Raw genomic sequence first — 14500 nt, forward strand, 5'->3', positions numbered from 1 at the left:
TAGCGGCCGCAAGACAGCCGACGTTGGCGCACTAGCATCCGCATAAAGAGTCCAAAACACCAAATCAAACAAGAACCATTCGCATTACAATCATTCCTCCTGCCAGCCAGCGTCCCGAAAGTCACGCGAGCCAGCGCCCCAGCGTTTGTCCGCCTCTCTTTCCATCGGGACTCCCATGTCTTCTCAGCCCTCGCGTGCGGTGTCGCCACGCTCCTCGCTCGCCCGCCTTCGTTCGTCATCACGCACATCGACCCGCCAGGCCACCTTCTTCGCCCTGACCCCACTGGCCCTGTGCCTTGCCCAGGCCGCCATGGCGCAACAGGTCAGTACACCGACAGCAGACCCGGCAACGGCCGCGCCCCAACTGCAAGAAGTCCGCATCAACGCCAGCACCGAAAAAGACATGGGTTTTGCGCCCGTGGAGGCACAGACCGCCAGCAAGGCGCCCATGCGGCGGTTGGAAACCCCACAGTCCGTCAGCGTGGTCACGCGCGAGCAAATGGAGTCGCGGCAGATCACCAACGTGCAGCAAGCGCTGCAGACGGTGGCGGGGGTCAGCCCGGTCAACTTTGGGCGCCGGGGGTTTGATGACCTGAACATTCGGGGCTTTCGCTCTACCGAATCCATCTTGGTGGATGGCCTGGTGCAGAGCCCGGGCATGTGGGCCAAGTTGCAGCCCTACGGCTACGAGCGCTTCGAGGTGCTCAAGGGCTCGGCGTCGGTGCTGTATGGCCAGGTGCAGCCCGGCGGCATTGTCAATGCGGTGAGCAAGCGGCCCAAGAAGGAAGCGATCAACGAGGTGGGCGTGGAGGTGGGCAGTTTCGGCCAGCGCACGCTGCAGGCCGACATCAACCGACCACTGTCCGAATCGGGCAAGTCGGCGCTGCGCATCAATGCGCATGTCTCCAACGTGGACGACCCCACACAGTTCGTTTACCGCAAGGACCGCTGGTTTGCGCCGTCGCTCTCCATCGACCTGGGCCCGCAGACCGACCTGGTGCTGTTTGCCACCTACAGCCAGAGCCAATGGATGCGCCAGCAGGGCATCACGCCCTATGGCACGCTGCTACCCAACCGCAACGGCACGTTGCCCGTCACGATGTTCACGGGCGACCCAAGTTTTGGCGGGTATGACGTAGAGAGCAATACCGTGGGCTACACGCTGGAGCACAAGATGTCGGAGGCCATGACCTTCCGCCAGAACGTGCGCTACGAAACCGAGAAGGGCACGGGCAACTTTGTCTCCAACCAGGCGCTGCAAACCAACCAGCGGCTGCAGAACCGCCAGGCCTCGCGCCAGTACATGGACTACGACCTGCTGGCCACCGACACCTCGCTGCTGTCGCGCTTTGAAGCGCTGGGCGTGAAGCATCAGCTGGTGACGGGCCTCGATGCGCGCAGCGGCACCAGCCTGCTGGCCAGCCGCACCTGCCGCATCGGTGCGCTGGACCTGTTTGCACCCGTGTATGGCATGCAGGCCACCTGCCCCGAGGCGCTGACGCAGGATGCGCCCGCCAAACTCACCGTGGCCGGGCTGTATGCGCAGGACCAGATCAAGTTTGGCCAGGGCTGGACAGCCCTGGTGGGCCTGCGCCGCGACTGGTCCACCACCGATACGAACAACCGCGTGGCCAACACGCAGACGCGCCAGAAGGACAACGCCACCACGCTGTCGGCCGGGCTGGTGTACGAGTTCAAGCCCGGCTGGGCCGCGTATGGCAGCTATGGCGAGTCGTTTCTGCCCCAGTCGGGCCTGACGTTTGGCGGATCGAACTTTGTGCCCGAAACCGGCAAGCAGTGGGAGGCGGGCGTGAAGTACGAAGCCCCCGGCGGCCAGGTCACCGGCGCGCTCGCCGTGTTTGACCTGGTGCGCGAGAACGTGACCACCGCCGACCCGGTGAACACGGGCTTCAGCGTGCAGACCGGCGAGCAGCGCGCACGCGGGCTGGAGCTGGAGCTGGGTGCAGACCTGAAGAACGGCTGGAAGCTGACCAGCGCCTACACCTACACGCAGTCCAAGGTCACGCGCGACAACAACGCCGCCATCGTGGGCAAGCCACTCAACCTCACGCCGCGCCACACGCTCACGGCATGGGCCACGTACAAGCTGCCGCAGTATCAGCGCGTGACGCTGGGCCTGGGTGGGCGCTACGTGAGCGAGCAGATCGGCTCCTACCCGTTCACGCTGCCGTCGTACTTTGTGGCCGATGCGTCCGTCAGCTACATGGGCGAGAACTACCGCGTGACGGCGGGCGTGAAGAACGTGTTCAACAAGGCGTATTACGACGGCGCGATCAACGCCAACGTGGTCTCGCCCGCGTTGCCACGCAACTTCAGCCTGGGCGTGACGTACTTCTTCTGACGCAGCGCTCCACCCCAGCCGCCCGCACGCCATGACCAGCCAGCGCACGCTCAACCGCCTGTTCACCCTGCACTCCTGGGCGGGCATCGTCACGGGGCTGCTGATGTTCATCGTGTGCTTTTCGGGTGCGGTGGTGGTGTTCAAGAACGAGATCGACCTGTGGGCCAATCCGTCGCTGGCCCAGTTGCCGCGCTCTCAAAAACCTGCGTCGCTCGACACGGTGCTGGCACAGCTGCACACCCGCTACCCAAGCGCGACGGTGGAGACCATCGCGCTGCCCGATGCGGTCAACCCCAGCTACTTCGCCTTTGTGCGCGAGCGTGGCGCGCCCGCCAACACCCGCACCAAGGTGGCCTTGCGCTCCGACACCGGCACGGTGGTGGGCCCGGTGGACAGCCAGCTCGGCCAGTACCTGCGCATGCTGCATGTGTTCCTGTTCTTCGGGCCGCGGTGGATCGTGGGTTTCCTCGGGGTGGCGATGCTGGTGCTGATTGCCACGGGCATCGTCATCCACCGCAAGATCCTGGCCGAGCTGTTCACCCAGCGCTGGGGCCGCAGCTTTCGGGTGGTGATGTCGGACCTGCACAAGTCCGCAGGCATCTGGGGGCTGGGCTTTCACATCCTGATCGCGGCCACAGGCGCATGGATGGGGCTGGCGCCGCTGTTTGAGCAGGGCTACCAATACATCACCACCCCTGCAGCAATGACGGCCTCCAAGCCAGCGCGCAAGGCCGAGGCCAGCGAGCCCGTGCCCATGCAGTCGCTGGACGCGCTGTACGCCACCGCGCAGCAGGCCGTGCCGGGGCTGGAGGCGCGTTATGTGTCGCTGCGCCGCTGGGGCAGCAGCACGGCCGAGGTGGGTTTCACCGGCAACCTGCGCGATCACCTGGCCAGCACCGCGCGGGTGGACATTCATGCCGCCACGGGCGTGCCGAAGAAGGTGCACGACCCGCGCACGGCGGGCTTCTGGTCGCTGGTCAATGGGCTGATGGAGCCCCTGCACTTTGGCGACTTTGGGGGGCTGGCGCTGAAATGGCTCTATTTCTTTCTGGGCATGACACCCGCGTTTTTGTCGATCTCGGGGACGCTGATCTGGCTGGATGCGCGCCAGCAGCGCAGGCGCGAGGCCGAGGCCACACAGGCCACAGCGGGCGGCATCGCGGCTGCGGGCTGACACCAACGCCAAGCGTCCCCCTTCACAGTTTCACAGCTTCGCTCCCCATGCAACGTTTCTTTCTGGCCCTGCATGCCACCACGCCCGCCGCGCTCATCGTGGCGGTGTTCGTGCACCTGTGGGGGCCGGCGGGCCTGCCCTCGCTGGCGCAGCGGCCCGTGTGGGCGGTGTGGGCCCTCATCGGCGTGTGGCTGCTGCTGTCAGCCCTGGCCGCATGGGCGCTGCGCACGCTGGCGCTTTGGCGCGTGGCGCTGGGCGGCGCGGGCGGGTTGCTGGCCCTGGCGGGCATCACGGGCCTGGGGCTGGGCAGCGCGCTGGCGCCTGCCATGTTCGCCAGCCTGGTTGCCGTGGGCCTGGCCTGCGCAGGCATCGCGGCCTTTATCGGCCCCAGCCGGGTGCAGGCGCCCCGGCGCAAGGCAGCGCGCCATGCAGCGACCACTGCAGGCACCAAAACACATCCCGCCACGAACCGCCGCCGCTGGCATCCGCGCGGTTGGGGCCGTGGTGTGGTGCTGGCCCACGGGCCGTTCTGGCTGAGTGGCGTGCTGGCGGTGGAGTCGTTTCGCCTGGCCCACATCGTTGCCACCGAGCCCGCGCGCTCGTCGGGCATGCTGGGCCTGCTGCTCGCCATGCTGGTGGCCCTGCCTGCCGCCACCCTGCGCCATTGGGCACCCCGCACCTCGGCCGCGCTGTGGCTGCTGGCCGCGCTGGCCTTTGGCGGCCTGGCGGCCAAGGCGGGTCTGTGGCAGTGGGCCGCCGCTGCGGTGCTGTGCATAGCCGCTGCAGGCGCGCCGCTGCTACGGCGGCAGCACCTGCTGCGTGCCCTGCGGCGGCAACCGGTGCAGCCCCGCAGCCACCACCCTTCGGAGGCCGCATGACCGAGGAACTCATCGGCGCCAGTGCCGCACTGGCATCGCTGGTCGGCCTGAGCCATTGGGCGCGGTCCGTGCCCACCCGCGCCTGGGGCGACGGCACCCCGGACCGCATCCGGGCCTGGGCCATCGCGCTGGGCACGATGGTGCTGCAGGGCGTGGTGGCGGTCACTGCCGCCGGGCCCACTGCGGGGGTGGCCCTGGTCATCGCCGCCTGGATGGCCCTGGGCTGGCTGCTGGTGTTGGCCATGAATCTGTGGCCGCAGGCCGCGCTGCGCTGGGCGCGGCGCCTGGGGGCACTGGGGGGCGCGGGTTGTGTGGTGGCGCTGGGGTGGCTGCTGGTGCGGGGGTAAGCCGGGGCGCCTCTCTGCGGGTGTACCCAACCTGAGATATGAGAAAAAACAGGCCTTTGCGCCTGATCAGTATGCCTTTATAGCTATATTTTTTATAGCAACTGCACGCACAACGACTCGCCCGGCGCCGCCTGCGCTCCACGGCACAATCGCGCCCATGGACCAGTTGCTCGACGCCCCCTGGGTGCACACCCTGCGCTTTCTTCTGGAAGTGGCCGCCACTGTGGCCTTTGCGCTGTCGGGCGTGATCGCCGCCGCGCGCAAGCGGCTCGACGTGGTGGGCGTGTGTGTGGTGGCCTTTGTGGCCGCCTTTGGCGGCGGCACGCTGCGCGACCTGCTGCTGGACCAGCGGCCCTTCTTCTGGGTGCGCCACACGGGTTTTGTCTGGGGCATCCTGGCCCTGTGCGTGGGCGCCATGCTGTTCATGCGCCAGCGCCACTTCAAGCCCACCGAACGCGCCATGCTGCTGCCCGACGCCATCGGCCTGGGCCTGTTTGCCGCCGTGGGCGTGGACATTGCCACCGCCATCGGCATGCCGCCCATCATCAGCGTGATGATGGGTGTGACCACCGGCGTGTTCGGCGGCGTGCTGCGCGATGTGCTGTGCAACGAGGTGCCCCAGGCCTTCAGCGACCATCGGCCCTATGCGCTGTGTGCGTTTGCGGGTGGCTGGGCCGACGTGGCGCTGCGCCACCTGCAGGCGCCCGACTGGGCACCGCTGTTGGCCTGCGTGCTGCTCACGGCCGGGCTGCGCGGGCTGGCGCTGTGGCGCAACTGGGAGCTGCCTGCGTGGCGGGTGTGATGGGGGCATCGAGCCCCAGCCGCGCCTGGCTGGCGCGCCTGTGACAGCATCGGGTGCCCGGGGCCCGCACACTGGCCTCCGTCCGACTGAAGGAGACACACCATAATGACCACCGCACCCACGCCCGCCCACCTGCGTGCCACGGCCCTTATCGACAGCGACGCACCTTCCATCCAGGCCTTTGCCGCCCAATACGCGCGCGGCGCCACCGACCGTGACCGTGCCGTGGCCCTGTACCTGGCCGTGCGTGACGGCTTTCGCTACGACCCCTACCGCATCGACCTCTCGCACCAGGGCATGGCAGCCAGCACGGTGCTGGCCAACGGCCACGGCTGGTGCGTGCCCAAGGCCGCGCTGCTCACCGCCGCATGCCGCGCGGCGGGCATACCGGCACGCATGGGCTTTGCCGATGTGCGCAACCACCTCAGCACCGAGCGCATGCGAGAGACGATGAAGACCGACCTCTTCATCTGGCACGGCTACACCGACATCTGGCTCGATGGAGCCTGGCGCAAGGCCACGCCCGCGTTCAACATCGAGCTGTGCGAGCGCTTTGGACTGCTGCCGCTGGAGTTCGATGGCGAGAACGATTCGATCTACCACCCGTTCGACAAATCCGGCGCGCGCCACATGGAATATGTGCATCAGCGCGGCGCGTTTGACGACATGCCGCTGGCGCAGATCGTGGCGGACTTCCGCACGGTGTACAGCGGCTGGCTGCCCGAGGACGGTGCCACCCACAGCAGCCTGCAGGGCGCCAGCTTTGCGCAAGATGTGGAGAAGGAGTCCCGCGCATGAGCAGCCATGCCGAGATCCCACCGGGCTTTGCGCCGCTGCAATCCGGCGGCCCGTTCATCCAGCACAACGGCCCGCTCTACCTGCGCCACGAAGGCCGCGTGGTGCAGTTCGGCTTTCGCGTGGAACGCCGCCATGTGAACCCCATGAACAACCTGCACGGCGGCATGATGGCCAGCTTTTGCGACATGCTGCTGCCGCTGTCGGTGCACCGCAAAAGCGATCAGGTGGCCGACCGCTTCCTGCCCACCATCAGCCTGCAGATCGACTACCTGGCCCCTGCCTCGCTGGGCGCCTGGGTGCAGGGCGAGGCCGAGCCGCTGCGCGTCACACGCTCGCTGGTGTTTGCTCAGGGACTGGTGACGGCCGATGGCGTGCCCTGTGCGCGGGTGAGCGGGGTGTTCAAGATCGGGCCTGCGGTGCCCAGCGACGCTGTGGAGTGAGCCCTGTAGGCCCGGCATGGCGGCGCGTAGCAGCACGTCCTTGTGCTGATTGCCCCCTTGTTGCACGACCTTGCCGACAGCTCAGCATCATTTAATTCATAGATGTTATTTTTTCTCGCATTCACGCGCATCTATGAATAATTTATACCATTCAACTCTTGCCCTCAGTCACCTGCAAATAATTCATAGATGTTTAAAAAATCCTTCTTGAACTAATATCTATGAATGCCGTCTCAAAACACCAAGCCCGCTGACTACCCCCAGGCGGTCCTCCAGCAGATCGCGTTGCTCGCGCAGAACATCGTGATTTCTCGCAAGCGCCGCAAGGAAACACAAGCCCAGTGGGCCCAGCGGCTGGGCGTGTCCCAGCCGACCATGGCGCGCATTGAGCGGGGCGACCCGTCGGTGTCGATGGCGTCGTATGTGATGTGCATGTGGCTCATCAACCAGGCCCATGGGTTAGCCGACCTGATTGCGCCGCAGAACGACCTCACATCGCTGGAGCTTGAGGTAACCAAAGCCCGCCCCCGGCGCGCTGCACAGAAGACGGTGCAGAAAGACGCAAAGACGCCAGCAAGCAACGCAAAGCCTGCCGCCTTGCCGTCCGTCTCCAAAACCAACGCACCTGCCCACTTGGGGACCGTGCACGTTGCCGAAGAGATGAAGGGCTCCTTCGAGGAAGCAAGCCCTGCCAAACCAACCATTGGGGCCGCGCAGAAGGTCGCTGGACTGGGCCCCGAAGAACAGATCCGGCAAGCCATTCGAGTTACAGGACTCGGCGCGCCAAAGCGCCAGCCCAACAGCACCGCCGCAGGCCTGGCCGCACTGATCGCGGGCCAGAAGAAAGCGCGGCCATGAGCCAGCAGCACCACGCGCAGCAGGTCACGCCGCGCTCCTATGTGCCGCACGACACGCTGTATGTCTGGACGCTGGTCAACCCCGCCCAGCCGGTGCTGACCGGGGCGGTGGGTTTGTCGCAGCTGGTGCCCAACTGCGCCACTTTCAGCTACGCCACAGACTGGTGGCAGTTTGCGCTGAGCGAAGACCTGCCCCTCATCGCAGGCCAGACGTTCAGCGCAGGCCACAAGGACAGCGCGCCCGGCGCCATCGACGATGCGCGGCCAGACCGGTGGGGCGAGCGCATCATCCGCCACATCGACCGCCCCGCGCGCCTTTCGATTCTGGAGATGCTGCTGTTCGCTGGCGACGACCGCTTTGGCGCGTTGGGCATCTCCACATCGGCCGACCACTACATCCCGCGCCGCATCGGGCCGTATCCGCAACTGCGCGATCTGGAGGCCATGGTGCGGGCGGTGGAAGACGTGCAGTCGCAAGCCCCGGTCACACCAGAAATTCAGCGGCTGGTGCAGCCCGGCGTGACGCTGGGCGGCGCACGGCCCAAGGCGCTGCTGCAAACCGACAGCGGGCCTTGCGTCATCAAGTTCAGCGAGCTGGACGACACCGTGGATACGCCTCTCATCGAACACGCCACCATGACGCTGGCAGCCCTGGCAGGCATCCACGTTGCCACCACGGGTGTGCTGCCCATCCCATCAAGGCGGGGCCGGGGGCCGCAGCGCCATGCGCTGACCATCCAGAGGTTTGACCGGGTGCAGATGGACGCCCTGAGCCTGCGCGTGCATTGCATTTCTGCCAAAACGGCGCTGGCTGCGGCAGGCTTGGCAGAAAGCTATGGCGCACTGGCCACCGTGCTGCTGCGCCAGGCGCACCCCGACCGGCAAAAAGCCCTGCGCGAAGAGCTGTTTCGGCGCATGGTGTTCAACATCCTCATGGACAACACCGATGACCATGAGCGCAACCACTGCCTGCGGCTGGGTTTTGACGGCTACTACGACCTGGCCCCCGCGTTCGACGTGGTGCCCACGCTGCAGAACATGGGCTACCAGGCCATGGTGGTGGGCCAGCACGGCGCGCAGTCCACGCTGGACAACGCGCTGACCGACCTGAGCGAATTCGGTCTCACCCGCTCCCGGGCCATCGGGTTGATTCAGGAGGTTGCTCACGCGATAGAGCAATGGCCGCTGCATTTTGCGCAGCACGGCGTCTGCGCGGCCGACATGGAACAGCTCGCGGCGAGCATCGACCGCGATGCACTCAAGGACCAGCGCAAAGCATTCTGCTGAGCCTGCTGCCGTATAGCTCAGTCAGTGGCCATCTACGCCCAGCGTCCCCACCACGTACTCCACAAACCGCGCCAGCTTGGGCAGTTGCCGCCGGTCGGGCGCGTACACCAAGTGCACATCGCGCTGTGCGGGCAGGCAACGCTGCAGCACGGGCACCAGCGCGCCGCTGGCCAGGTCGTCGGCCAGTAGCACCTCAGGCTGCATGACGAGACCCAGCCCACGCAGCGCCGCCTGGCGCAGGCCATCGCCCTGGTTGCAAACGAAGCGCGCGTTCTCCGGCCAGAAGAACTCCTCGTTGCCATCGCGCAGCGTCCATTCCACACGGCGCTGCCACACCGAGTGGCTCAGGCACTGGTGGCGGGCCAGGTCGGCCGCGCCCTGTGGCGTGCCATGGCGCGCCAGATAGGCGGGCGTGGCGGCAATCACCATGCGGTAGGGGCGCAGTGAGCGGGCCACCAGGCCTTCGTCCACGATGCGGCCGATGCGGATGGCGGCATCGAACCCCTCACCCGCCATGTCCACCACGCTGTCGGTGAGCTGCAGGTCCACACGCACCTGCTCATGGCGCTGCAGAAACTCCGCCACCAGCGGCGCGATGACATGGCTGCCCAGGGTAAAAGGCGCGCTCACGCGCAGCAGGCCCTGTGGCACGGCGCGGCTGCGCTCCACGGCCGATTCGGCCCATCGCACCTGCTCCAGCACGCGTTTGCTGTCTTCGTAGAACGCGGCACCCACCTCGGTCAGGCTGTTCTGGCGCGTGCTGCGCTGGAACAGGCGCGCCCCCAGGTGGGTTTCGAGCTGCTGGATGTGCTTGCCCACCATCACCGCCGATATCTGCAGCTGCCGCGCGGCGGCCGCAAAGCTGCCCGCCTCCACCACGGCCACCATGACTTCCATGTTGCGCAGCTTGTCCATGGCTCCTGGATATTCCTAATCAATAGTTAGCACAAGCATAACTCGCAGGCACTTTATGCATTGATTGATTAGCAAAAGAATCGGGCTGTCAGTTCTTCATCAACCCTTTTTGACACCCAAGGAAAACACCATGTCCAAGATTCTTCTCATCGGCGCCAGCGGCACCATCGGCCAGGCCGTGCAGGCCAACCTGGGCGCACGCCACGACGTGATCACCGTCGGCCGCAGCAGCGGCGAGCACCGTGCGGACTTCTCGCAGCCAGGCTCGGTCGTAAAGCTTTTCGAGGCGGTGGGCAAAGTCGATGCCATTGTGAGCACTGCAGGCAACCTGCACTTTGGCCCGCTGGCCGAGATGACAGCCGAGCAATTCAACCTGGGCCTGCAAGACAAACTGCTGGGCCAGGTGCAACTGGCGCTGGTCGGCCAGAAGTACTTGAACGATGGCGGCTCCATCACGCTGACGGCGGGCATCCTCTCGATCGAGCCCATCCGCAACGGCGCCAATGCCACGGCGGTGAACGCGGCCATCGAGGGCTTTGTGGCCGCTGCCGCCATTGAGCTGCCGCGCGGCCTGCGCATCAACGCCGTGAGCCCCACCATCCTCACCGAATCCGTGGGCGTGTACGGGCCGTTCTTCCCGGGGTTCGACACGGTGTCTGCCGAGCGCGCCGCGCGCGGCTACCAGCGCAGCGTGGAAGGGGCGCAGACGGGGCGGGTGTACCGGGTTCAGTGAGCCACACCACCTGGATTTGAAAGAAAAAATAGCTGCTGCCGCCCGTCTAACAAGCGGCAGCAGCTATCAACTTGGTAGCTGCGGTGATCAAAGGCGCAGATCAGTCGAGACTTGCGCCCGACTCCTTCACCACCTTGCCCCACTTCACCGACTCGGCCTGGATGAAGGCGGCGAACTGCGCGGGCGTTTCGCTCATGGCTTCCGCGCCCTGGTCATTGATCTTCTTCTTCACATCGGCCTGGTTCAGCACCTTGACCAACGCGGTGTTCAGCTTGGCCAGCACTGGCGCGGGCGTGCCTGCGGGGGCAAACATGCCGAACCACGACGTGGCTTCGTAGCCCGCCACACCCGCTTCGGCGATGGTGGGCACGTTGGGCAGCTCGGGTGAGCGCTTGGCGGTGGTCACGGCAATGGGCACCAGTTTGCCGCTGCGAACATGCTGGATGGCCGAGGGCATGTTGTCGAACATGATGCCGATCTGGTTGCCCAGCAGGTCGGTGACAGCGGGTGCGCTGCCCTTGTAGGGCACGTGCACCATGTCCACCTTGGCGAGACTCTTGAACAGCTCGCCCGACAGATGGATGGAGCTGCCGCTGCCCGACGAACCGAAGTTGAGCTTGCCGGGGTTGGCCTTGGCGTAGGCAATCAACTCGGGCACCGTCTTGAACGGCTGGGCGGGGTTGGCCACCAGCAGGTTCGGCACATTGGCCACGCGGGTCAGCGGCGCGAAGTCCTTCACGGGGTCAAACGGCATCTTCTTGTACAAGCTGGCATTGATGGCGTGCGTGCCCACCGTTCCCATGAACAGCGTGTAGCCGTCCGCCGGGGCCTTGGCAGCCATGGAGCCGCCAATGTTGCCGCCCGCGCCTGCGCGGTTGTCGACGATGACGGACTGGCCGAGTTCGGTGGTCAGCGCCTGGCCGATGATGCGCGCCAGGATGTCGGTGGTGCCGCCTGCGGCAAAGGGCACGACGATGGTGACGGGCTTGCTGGGGTAGGTCTGGGCCAGCGCAGCGCTGCTGCCCAGCAGGCCAGCCCCTGCGATAGCGGCGCAGGCAGCGGCCGACAGCGCGAAGCGGCGGGTGGTGTGGATGGAACGGGTCATGGTTTGTCTCCTTCAAGAAGGTGGATGAATGAATGGGTCGGTGCCACCAGTGCTGCGTTGGTCCGCGTCTGGCCGCGCCATGGCCTCAACCGGGCGCCGAAGCCTCCGGGCGAGAACGGGGGTGCGCCCCTCGCGGAGCGGCAGGGAAGATCAGTTCAGGTTGCTAAACAGGCGCCACTCCCAGCGTGGTGCCGCCGCACACGTACAGCACCTGCCCGGTCACGAATCCGTTGTCGGGCGAGAGGAAGAACAGCGCTGCGCGCGCCACGTCGTCGGGCGTGCCCATGCGGCCCACGGCAATGCTGTTCAGGATGCGCTGCGTCTGCGGCGCACCCTCAGGGTTGCTCTGTCGGAAGAGTTCAGTCGCAATCGGGCCGGGGCCGATGGCGTTGACGGTGATGCCGTCACGCCCCAGCTCCATGGCGAGCGTGCGTGTCATGCCGATCATTCCAGCCTTGGTGGCGGAGTACACGATGCGCTCGCCCTTGCCCAGCGCTGCGCGCGACGACATGTTGACGATGCGGCCCTGCCCGCTGGCGCGCAGCGTGGGCAGGAACGCTTGCACCAGCAGCATGGGCGCGCGCAGGTGCAGGCCCACCACGTCGTCGAGCTGCGCGGTGGTGGCAGTGTCGATGGTGCCGGGGCGCGTGGCGCCCGCGTTGTTCACCAGCGCCGTCACGTTGTGCTTGGCCGAGATCTCGGCCGCGCGTTCGCGAGTCGATGCTTCGTCGGTCAGGTCTCCCTGGTAGGAGGTGAGTTGCGGGTGGCTCCAGCTGGGCAGCACATAGTCCAGGTTGACCACCGCGTGGCCCTGGGCCAGAACGGCCTCGGCGATGGCGCGGCCGATGCCGTTGCTGGCGCCGGTGACGACCGTGACGGGAGTGCTTTTATCAATTGCGGTCACACGCGCTCCAGGATGATGGCAATACCCTGCCCCACGCCGATGCACATGGTGCACAGCGCGTACTGGCCGGCGTGTTCGTGCAGGCGGTTGATGGCAGTGGTGACCAGGCGCGCGCCGCTGGCGCCCAGCGGGTGGCCCAGCGCAATGGCGCCGCCCCAGGCGTTCACTCGGGCGTCGTCGTCCTTGATGCCCAGGGCACGCAGCACGGCCAGGCCTTGCGCGGCAAAGGCTTCGTTCAGTTCGATCACGTCCATGTGGTCGATGGTCAGGCCCGTCTGCGCCAGCACCTTCAGCGTGGCGGGCGTGGGGCCGAAGCCCATGATGCGCGGCGCCACACCGGCCACGGCCATGCCCACCACGCGGGCGCGGGGCTTGAGGCCATATTTGGCGGCGTTGGCTTCATCAGCCAGCAGCAGCGCGCAGGCGCCGTCGTTCACGCCGGAAGCATTGCCCGCCGTCACCGTGCCACCCTCCCGCACCACGCCCTTGAGCTTGGCCAGCGCTTCGATGCTGGTCTCACGCGGGTGTTCGTCCTGGCTCACGATGATGGCGTCGCCCTTCTTTTGCGGGATGTGCACCGGCACGATCTCGCGCGCCAGATGCCCGGCCTGGATGGCGGCCACGGCGTTGAGCTGGCTGCGCAGCGCCATCTGGTCCTGGGCTTCGCGCTCGATCTTGAAGTCGGTGGCCACGTTCTCGGCGGTTTCGGGCATGGAGTCGACGCCGTACTTTTCCTTCATCAGCTTGTTGATGAAGCGCCAGCCGATGGTGGTGTCGTACACCGCGTTGCTGCGGCTGAAGGCCGACTCTGCTTTGGGCATGACGAAGGGCGCACGGCTCATGCTCTCCACGCCGCCTGCAATCATCAGGCCCGCCTCGCCCGCCTTGATGGCGCGCGCTGCGGTGCCCACGGCGTCCAGGCCCGAGCCGCACAGGCGGTTGATGGTGGCCCCGGGCACGTCGATCGGCAAGCCCGCCAGCAGGCTGCTCATGTGGGCCACGTTGCGGTTGTCTTCACCGGCCTGGTTGGCGCAGCCATAGAGCACGTCGGTGACGGCGGCCCAGTCCACGCCGGGGTTGCGCTCCATCAGCGCCTTGATGGGGATGGCGCCCAGGTCGTCGGTGCGCACGCTGGAGAGCGCGCCGCCGTAGCGCCCGAAGGGGGTGCGGATGGCGTCGCAGATGAAGGCTTGGCGTTGAGCTTGGCTCATGGTTTTGTCTCCTCGTTTCTGGGGGTTGGATTCGGTCAGGCGGCGGGGCGGATGGGCAGGCCCACCAGTTGCTCCAGCTCAGGCAACCGCAGGCCGGGCGCGGTGTCGATGAGCTGCAGCCCGGTGGGTGTGCAGGCCAGTGTGCACAGATCGGTGTAGATGCGCTTCACGCACGCGACACCGGTGAGCGGGTAGGTGCATTGCGTCACGATCTTGCTCGCGCCCTGCTTGGTCAGCAGGTCCATCATCACCCAGGTCTGCTTGGCGCCGATGGCCAGGTCCATGGCACCGCCGACCGCCGGGATGGCGCCGGGCTCGCCCGTGCTCCAGTTGGCCAGGTCGCCCGTGGCGCTGACCTGAAAAGCGCCCAGCACGCAAATGTCGAGGTGCCCGCCGCGCATCATCGCGAAGCTGTCGGCGTGGTGAAAATACGCACCGCCGGGCAGCAGCGTCACCGGCTGCTTGCCGGCGTTGATGAGGTCGTAGTCCTCCAGCCCCGCAGCGGGCGCAGGGCCCATGCCCAGGATGCCGTTTTCGCTTTGCAGGATGACCTCGCGGCCCGCTGGGATGTGGTTGGCCACCAGGGTGGGCTGGCCGATGCCCAGGTTGACGTAGGCGCCGTCGTGGATGTCTTGCGCCACGCGCTTCGCCAGTTCTTCTTTACTACGCTTTTGATAGCTGCTCACG

Annotated in this window: 15 protein-coding genes; 10 read left to right on the forward strand and 5 right to left on the reverse strand. The window is 66.5% G+C overall.

Features of this window, described 5'->3' with window-relative positions; genetic code table 11:
• The first annotated feature begins 310 nt into the window (after positions 1-310).
• From C8C94_RS12790 to C8C94_RS12830, 9 genes are all read left to right on the forward strand, one after another.
• Positions 311-2362, forward strand: a complete 2052-nt coding sequence (locus tag C8C94_RS12790; protein ID WP_121422837.1) for a TonB-dependent siderophore receptor — start codon at positions 311-313, stop codon at positions 2360-2362.
• A 31-nt stretch (positions 2363-2393) separates the two neighbouring features.
• A complete protein-coding gene (locus C8C94_RS12795; RefSeq protein ID WP_121420963.1) occupies positions 2394-3536 on the forward strand; it encodes a PepSY domain-containing protein in 1143 nt (380 codons plus the stop codon).
• Between the two features lie 47 nt (positions 3537-3583).
• Positions 3584-4414, forward strand: a complete 831-nt coding sequence (locus C8C94_RS12800) for a hypothetical protein (protein WP_121420964.1) — start codon at positions 3584-3586, stop codon at positions 4412-4414.
• Entirely contained in the window at positions 4411-4761 is a 351-nt protein-coding gene (locus C8C94_RS12805; RefSeq protein ID WP_121420965.1) for a hypothetical protein, read from the forward strand. The genes C8C94_RS12800 and C8C94_RS12805 overlap by 4 nt, the downstream gene beginning before the upstream one ends.
• 157 nt (positions 4762-4918) lie before the next feature.
• Positions 4919-5563 carry a trimeric intracellular cation channel family protein gene (locus C8C94_RS12810; protein ID WP_121420966.1) on the forward strand — a complete coding sequence of 215 codons (645 nt, stop codon included), beginning with the start codon at positions 4919-4921 and terminating at the stop codon, positions 5561-5563.
• Between the two features lie 105 nt (positions 5564-5668).
• On the forward strand, positions 5669-6361 hold the full coding sequence (locus C8C94_RS12815) for a transglutaminase family protein (RefSeq protein ID WP_121420967.1): 693 nt from the start codon (positions 5669-5671) through the stop codon (positions 6359-6361).
• Positions 6358-6801 (forward strand): PaaI family thioesterase, encoded by a 444-nt coding sequence (locus tag C8C94_RS12820; protein ID WP_121420968.1) that lies wholly within the window; start codon positions 6358-6360, stop codon positions 6799-6801. The genes C8C94_RS12815 and C8C94_RS12820 overlap by 4 nt, the downstream gene beginning before the upstream one ends.
• 225 nt (positions 6802-7026) lie before the next feature.
• On the forward strand, positions 7027-7659 hold the full coding sequence (locus tag C8C94_RS25875; RefSeq protein ID WP_233573457.1) for a helix-turn-helix transcriptional regulator: 633 nt from the start codon (positions 7027-7029) through the stop codon (positions 7657-7659).
• Positions 7656-8945, forward strand: a complete 1290-nt coding sequence (locus C8C94_RS12830; RefSeq protein ID WP_121420969.1) for a type II toxin-antitoxin system HipA family toxin — start codon at positions 7656-7658, stop codon at positions 8943-8945. The genes C8C94_RS25875 and C8C94_RS12830 overlap by 4 nt, the downstream gene beginning before the upstream one ends.
• Before the next feature lie 21 nt (positions 8946-8966).
• On the opposite strand, the gene C8C94_RS12835 is transcribed toward C8C94_RS12830, so the two are convergent.
• Positions 8967-9860, reverse strand: a complete 894-nt coding sequence (locus C8C94_RS12835; RefSeq protein ID WP_121420970.1) for a LysR family transcriptional regulator — start codon at positions 9858-9860, stop codon at positions 8967-8969.
• 130 nt (positions 9861-9990) lie between these two features.
• Between C8C94_RS12835 and C8C94_RS12840 the strand changes: the two genes are divergently transcribed.
• The gene (locus C8C94_RS12840; protein ID WP_121422838.1) at positions 9991-10593 is read left to right on the forward strand and encodes a short chain dehydrogenase; all 603 of its coding nucleotides are present in this window, start codon (positions 9991-9993) and stop codon (positions 10591-10593) included.
• A 100-nt stretch (positions 10594-10693) separates the two neighbouring features.
• Here C8C94_RS12840 and C8C94_RS12845 read toward each other — a convergent pair whose 3' ends face one another.
• The 4 genes from C8C94_RS12845 to C8C94_RS12860 form a co-directional block, all read right to left on the reverse strand.
• Complete coding sequence (locus tag C8C94_RS12845) at positions 10694-11698, reverse strand: tripartite tricarboxylate transporter substrate binding protein (RefSeq protein WP_055398564.1); 1005 nt, start codon at positions 11696-11698, stop codon at positions 10694-10696.
• Between the two features lie 163 nt (positions 11699-11861).
• Positions 11862-12593, reverse strand: a complete 732-nt coding sequence (locus C8C94_RS12850) for an SDR family NAD(P)-dependent oxidoreductase (RefSeq protein WP_370449767.1) — start codon at positions 12591-12593, stop codon at positions 11862-11864.
• A 5-nt stretch (positions 12594-12598) separates the two neighbouring features.
• Complete coding sequence (gene pcaF / locus C8C94_RS12855) at positions 12599-13813, reverse strand: 3-oxoadipyl-CoA thiolase (RefSeq protein WP_121420972.1); 1215 nt, start codon at positions 13811-13813, stop codon at positions 12599-12601.
• 35 nt (positions 13814-13848) lie between these two features.
• Entirely contained in the window at positions 13849-14499 is a 651-nt protein-coding gene (locus C8C94_RS12860; RefSeq protein WP_121420973.1) for a 3-oxoacid CoA-transferase subunit B, read from the reverse strand.
• Position 14500 lies beyond the last annotated feature (1 nt).

It is taken from the genome of Acidovorax sp. 94 (genome assembly GCF_003634645.1).
GTDB classification, from domain to species: domain Bacteria; phylum Pseudomonadota; class Gammaproteobacteria; order Burkholderiales; family Burkholderiaceae_C; genus Acidovorax; species Acidovorax facilis.

Coding starts and splice junctions, on each gene's coding strand:
- C8C94_RS12795 (WP_121420963.1), top strand. CDS start 2,394: ATGACCAGCCAGCGCACGCTCAACCGCCTGTTCACCCTGCACTCCTGG.
- C8C94_RS12815 (WP_121420967.1), top strand. CDS start 5,669: ATGACCACCGCACCCACGCCCGCCCACCTGCGTGCCACGGCCCTTATC.
- C8C94_RS12830 (WP_121420969.1), top strand. CDS start 7,656: ATGAGCCAGCAGCACCACGCGCAGCAGGTCACGCCGCGCTCCTATGTG.
- C8C94_RS12805 (WP_121420965.1), top strand. CDS start 4,411: ATGACCGAGGAACTCATCGGCGCCAGTGCCGCACTGGCATCGCTGGTC.
- C8C94_RS25875 (WP_233573457.1), top strand. CDS start 7,027: ATGCCGTCTCAAAACACCAAGCCCGCTGACTACCCCCAGGCGGTCCTC.
- C8C94_RS12810 (WP_121420966.1), top strand. CDS start 4,919: ATGGACCAGTTGCTCGACGCCCCCTGGGTGCACACCCTGCGCTTTCTT.
- C8C94_RS12845 (WP_055398564.1), bottom strand. CDS start 11,698: ATGACCCGTTCCATCCACACCACCCGCCGCTTCGCGCTGTCGGCCGCT.
- C8C94_RS12790 (WP_121422837.1), top strand. CDS start 311: ATGGCGCAACAGGTCAGTACACCGACAGCAGACCCGGCAACGGCCGCG.
- C8C94_RS12820 (WP_121420968.1), top strand. CDS start 6,358: ATGAGCAGCCATGCCGAGATCCCACCGGGCTTTGCGCCGCTGCAATCC.
- pcaF (WP_121420972.1), bottom strand. CDS start 13,813: ATGAGCCAAGCTCAACGCCAAGCCTTCATCTGCGACGCCATCCGCACC.
- C8C94_RS12835 (WP_121420970.1), bottom strand. CDS start 9,860: ATGGACAAGCTGCGCAACATGGAAGTCATGGTGGCCGTGGTGGAGGCG.
- C8C94_RS12840 (WP_121422838.1), top strand. CDS start 9,991: ATGTCCAAGATTCTTCTCATCGGCGCCAGCGGCACCATCGGCCAGGCC.
- C8C94_RS12800 (WP_121420964.1), top strand. CDS start 3,584: ATGCAACGTTTCTTTCTGGCCCTGCATGCCACCACGCCCGCCGCGCTC.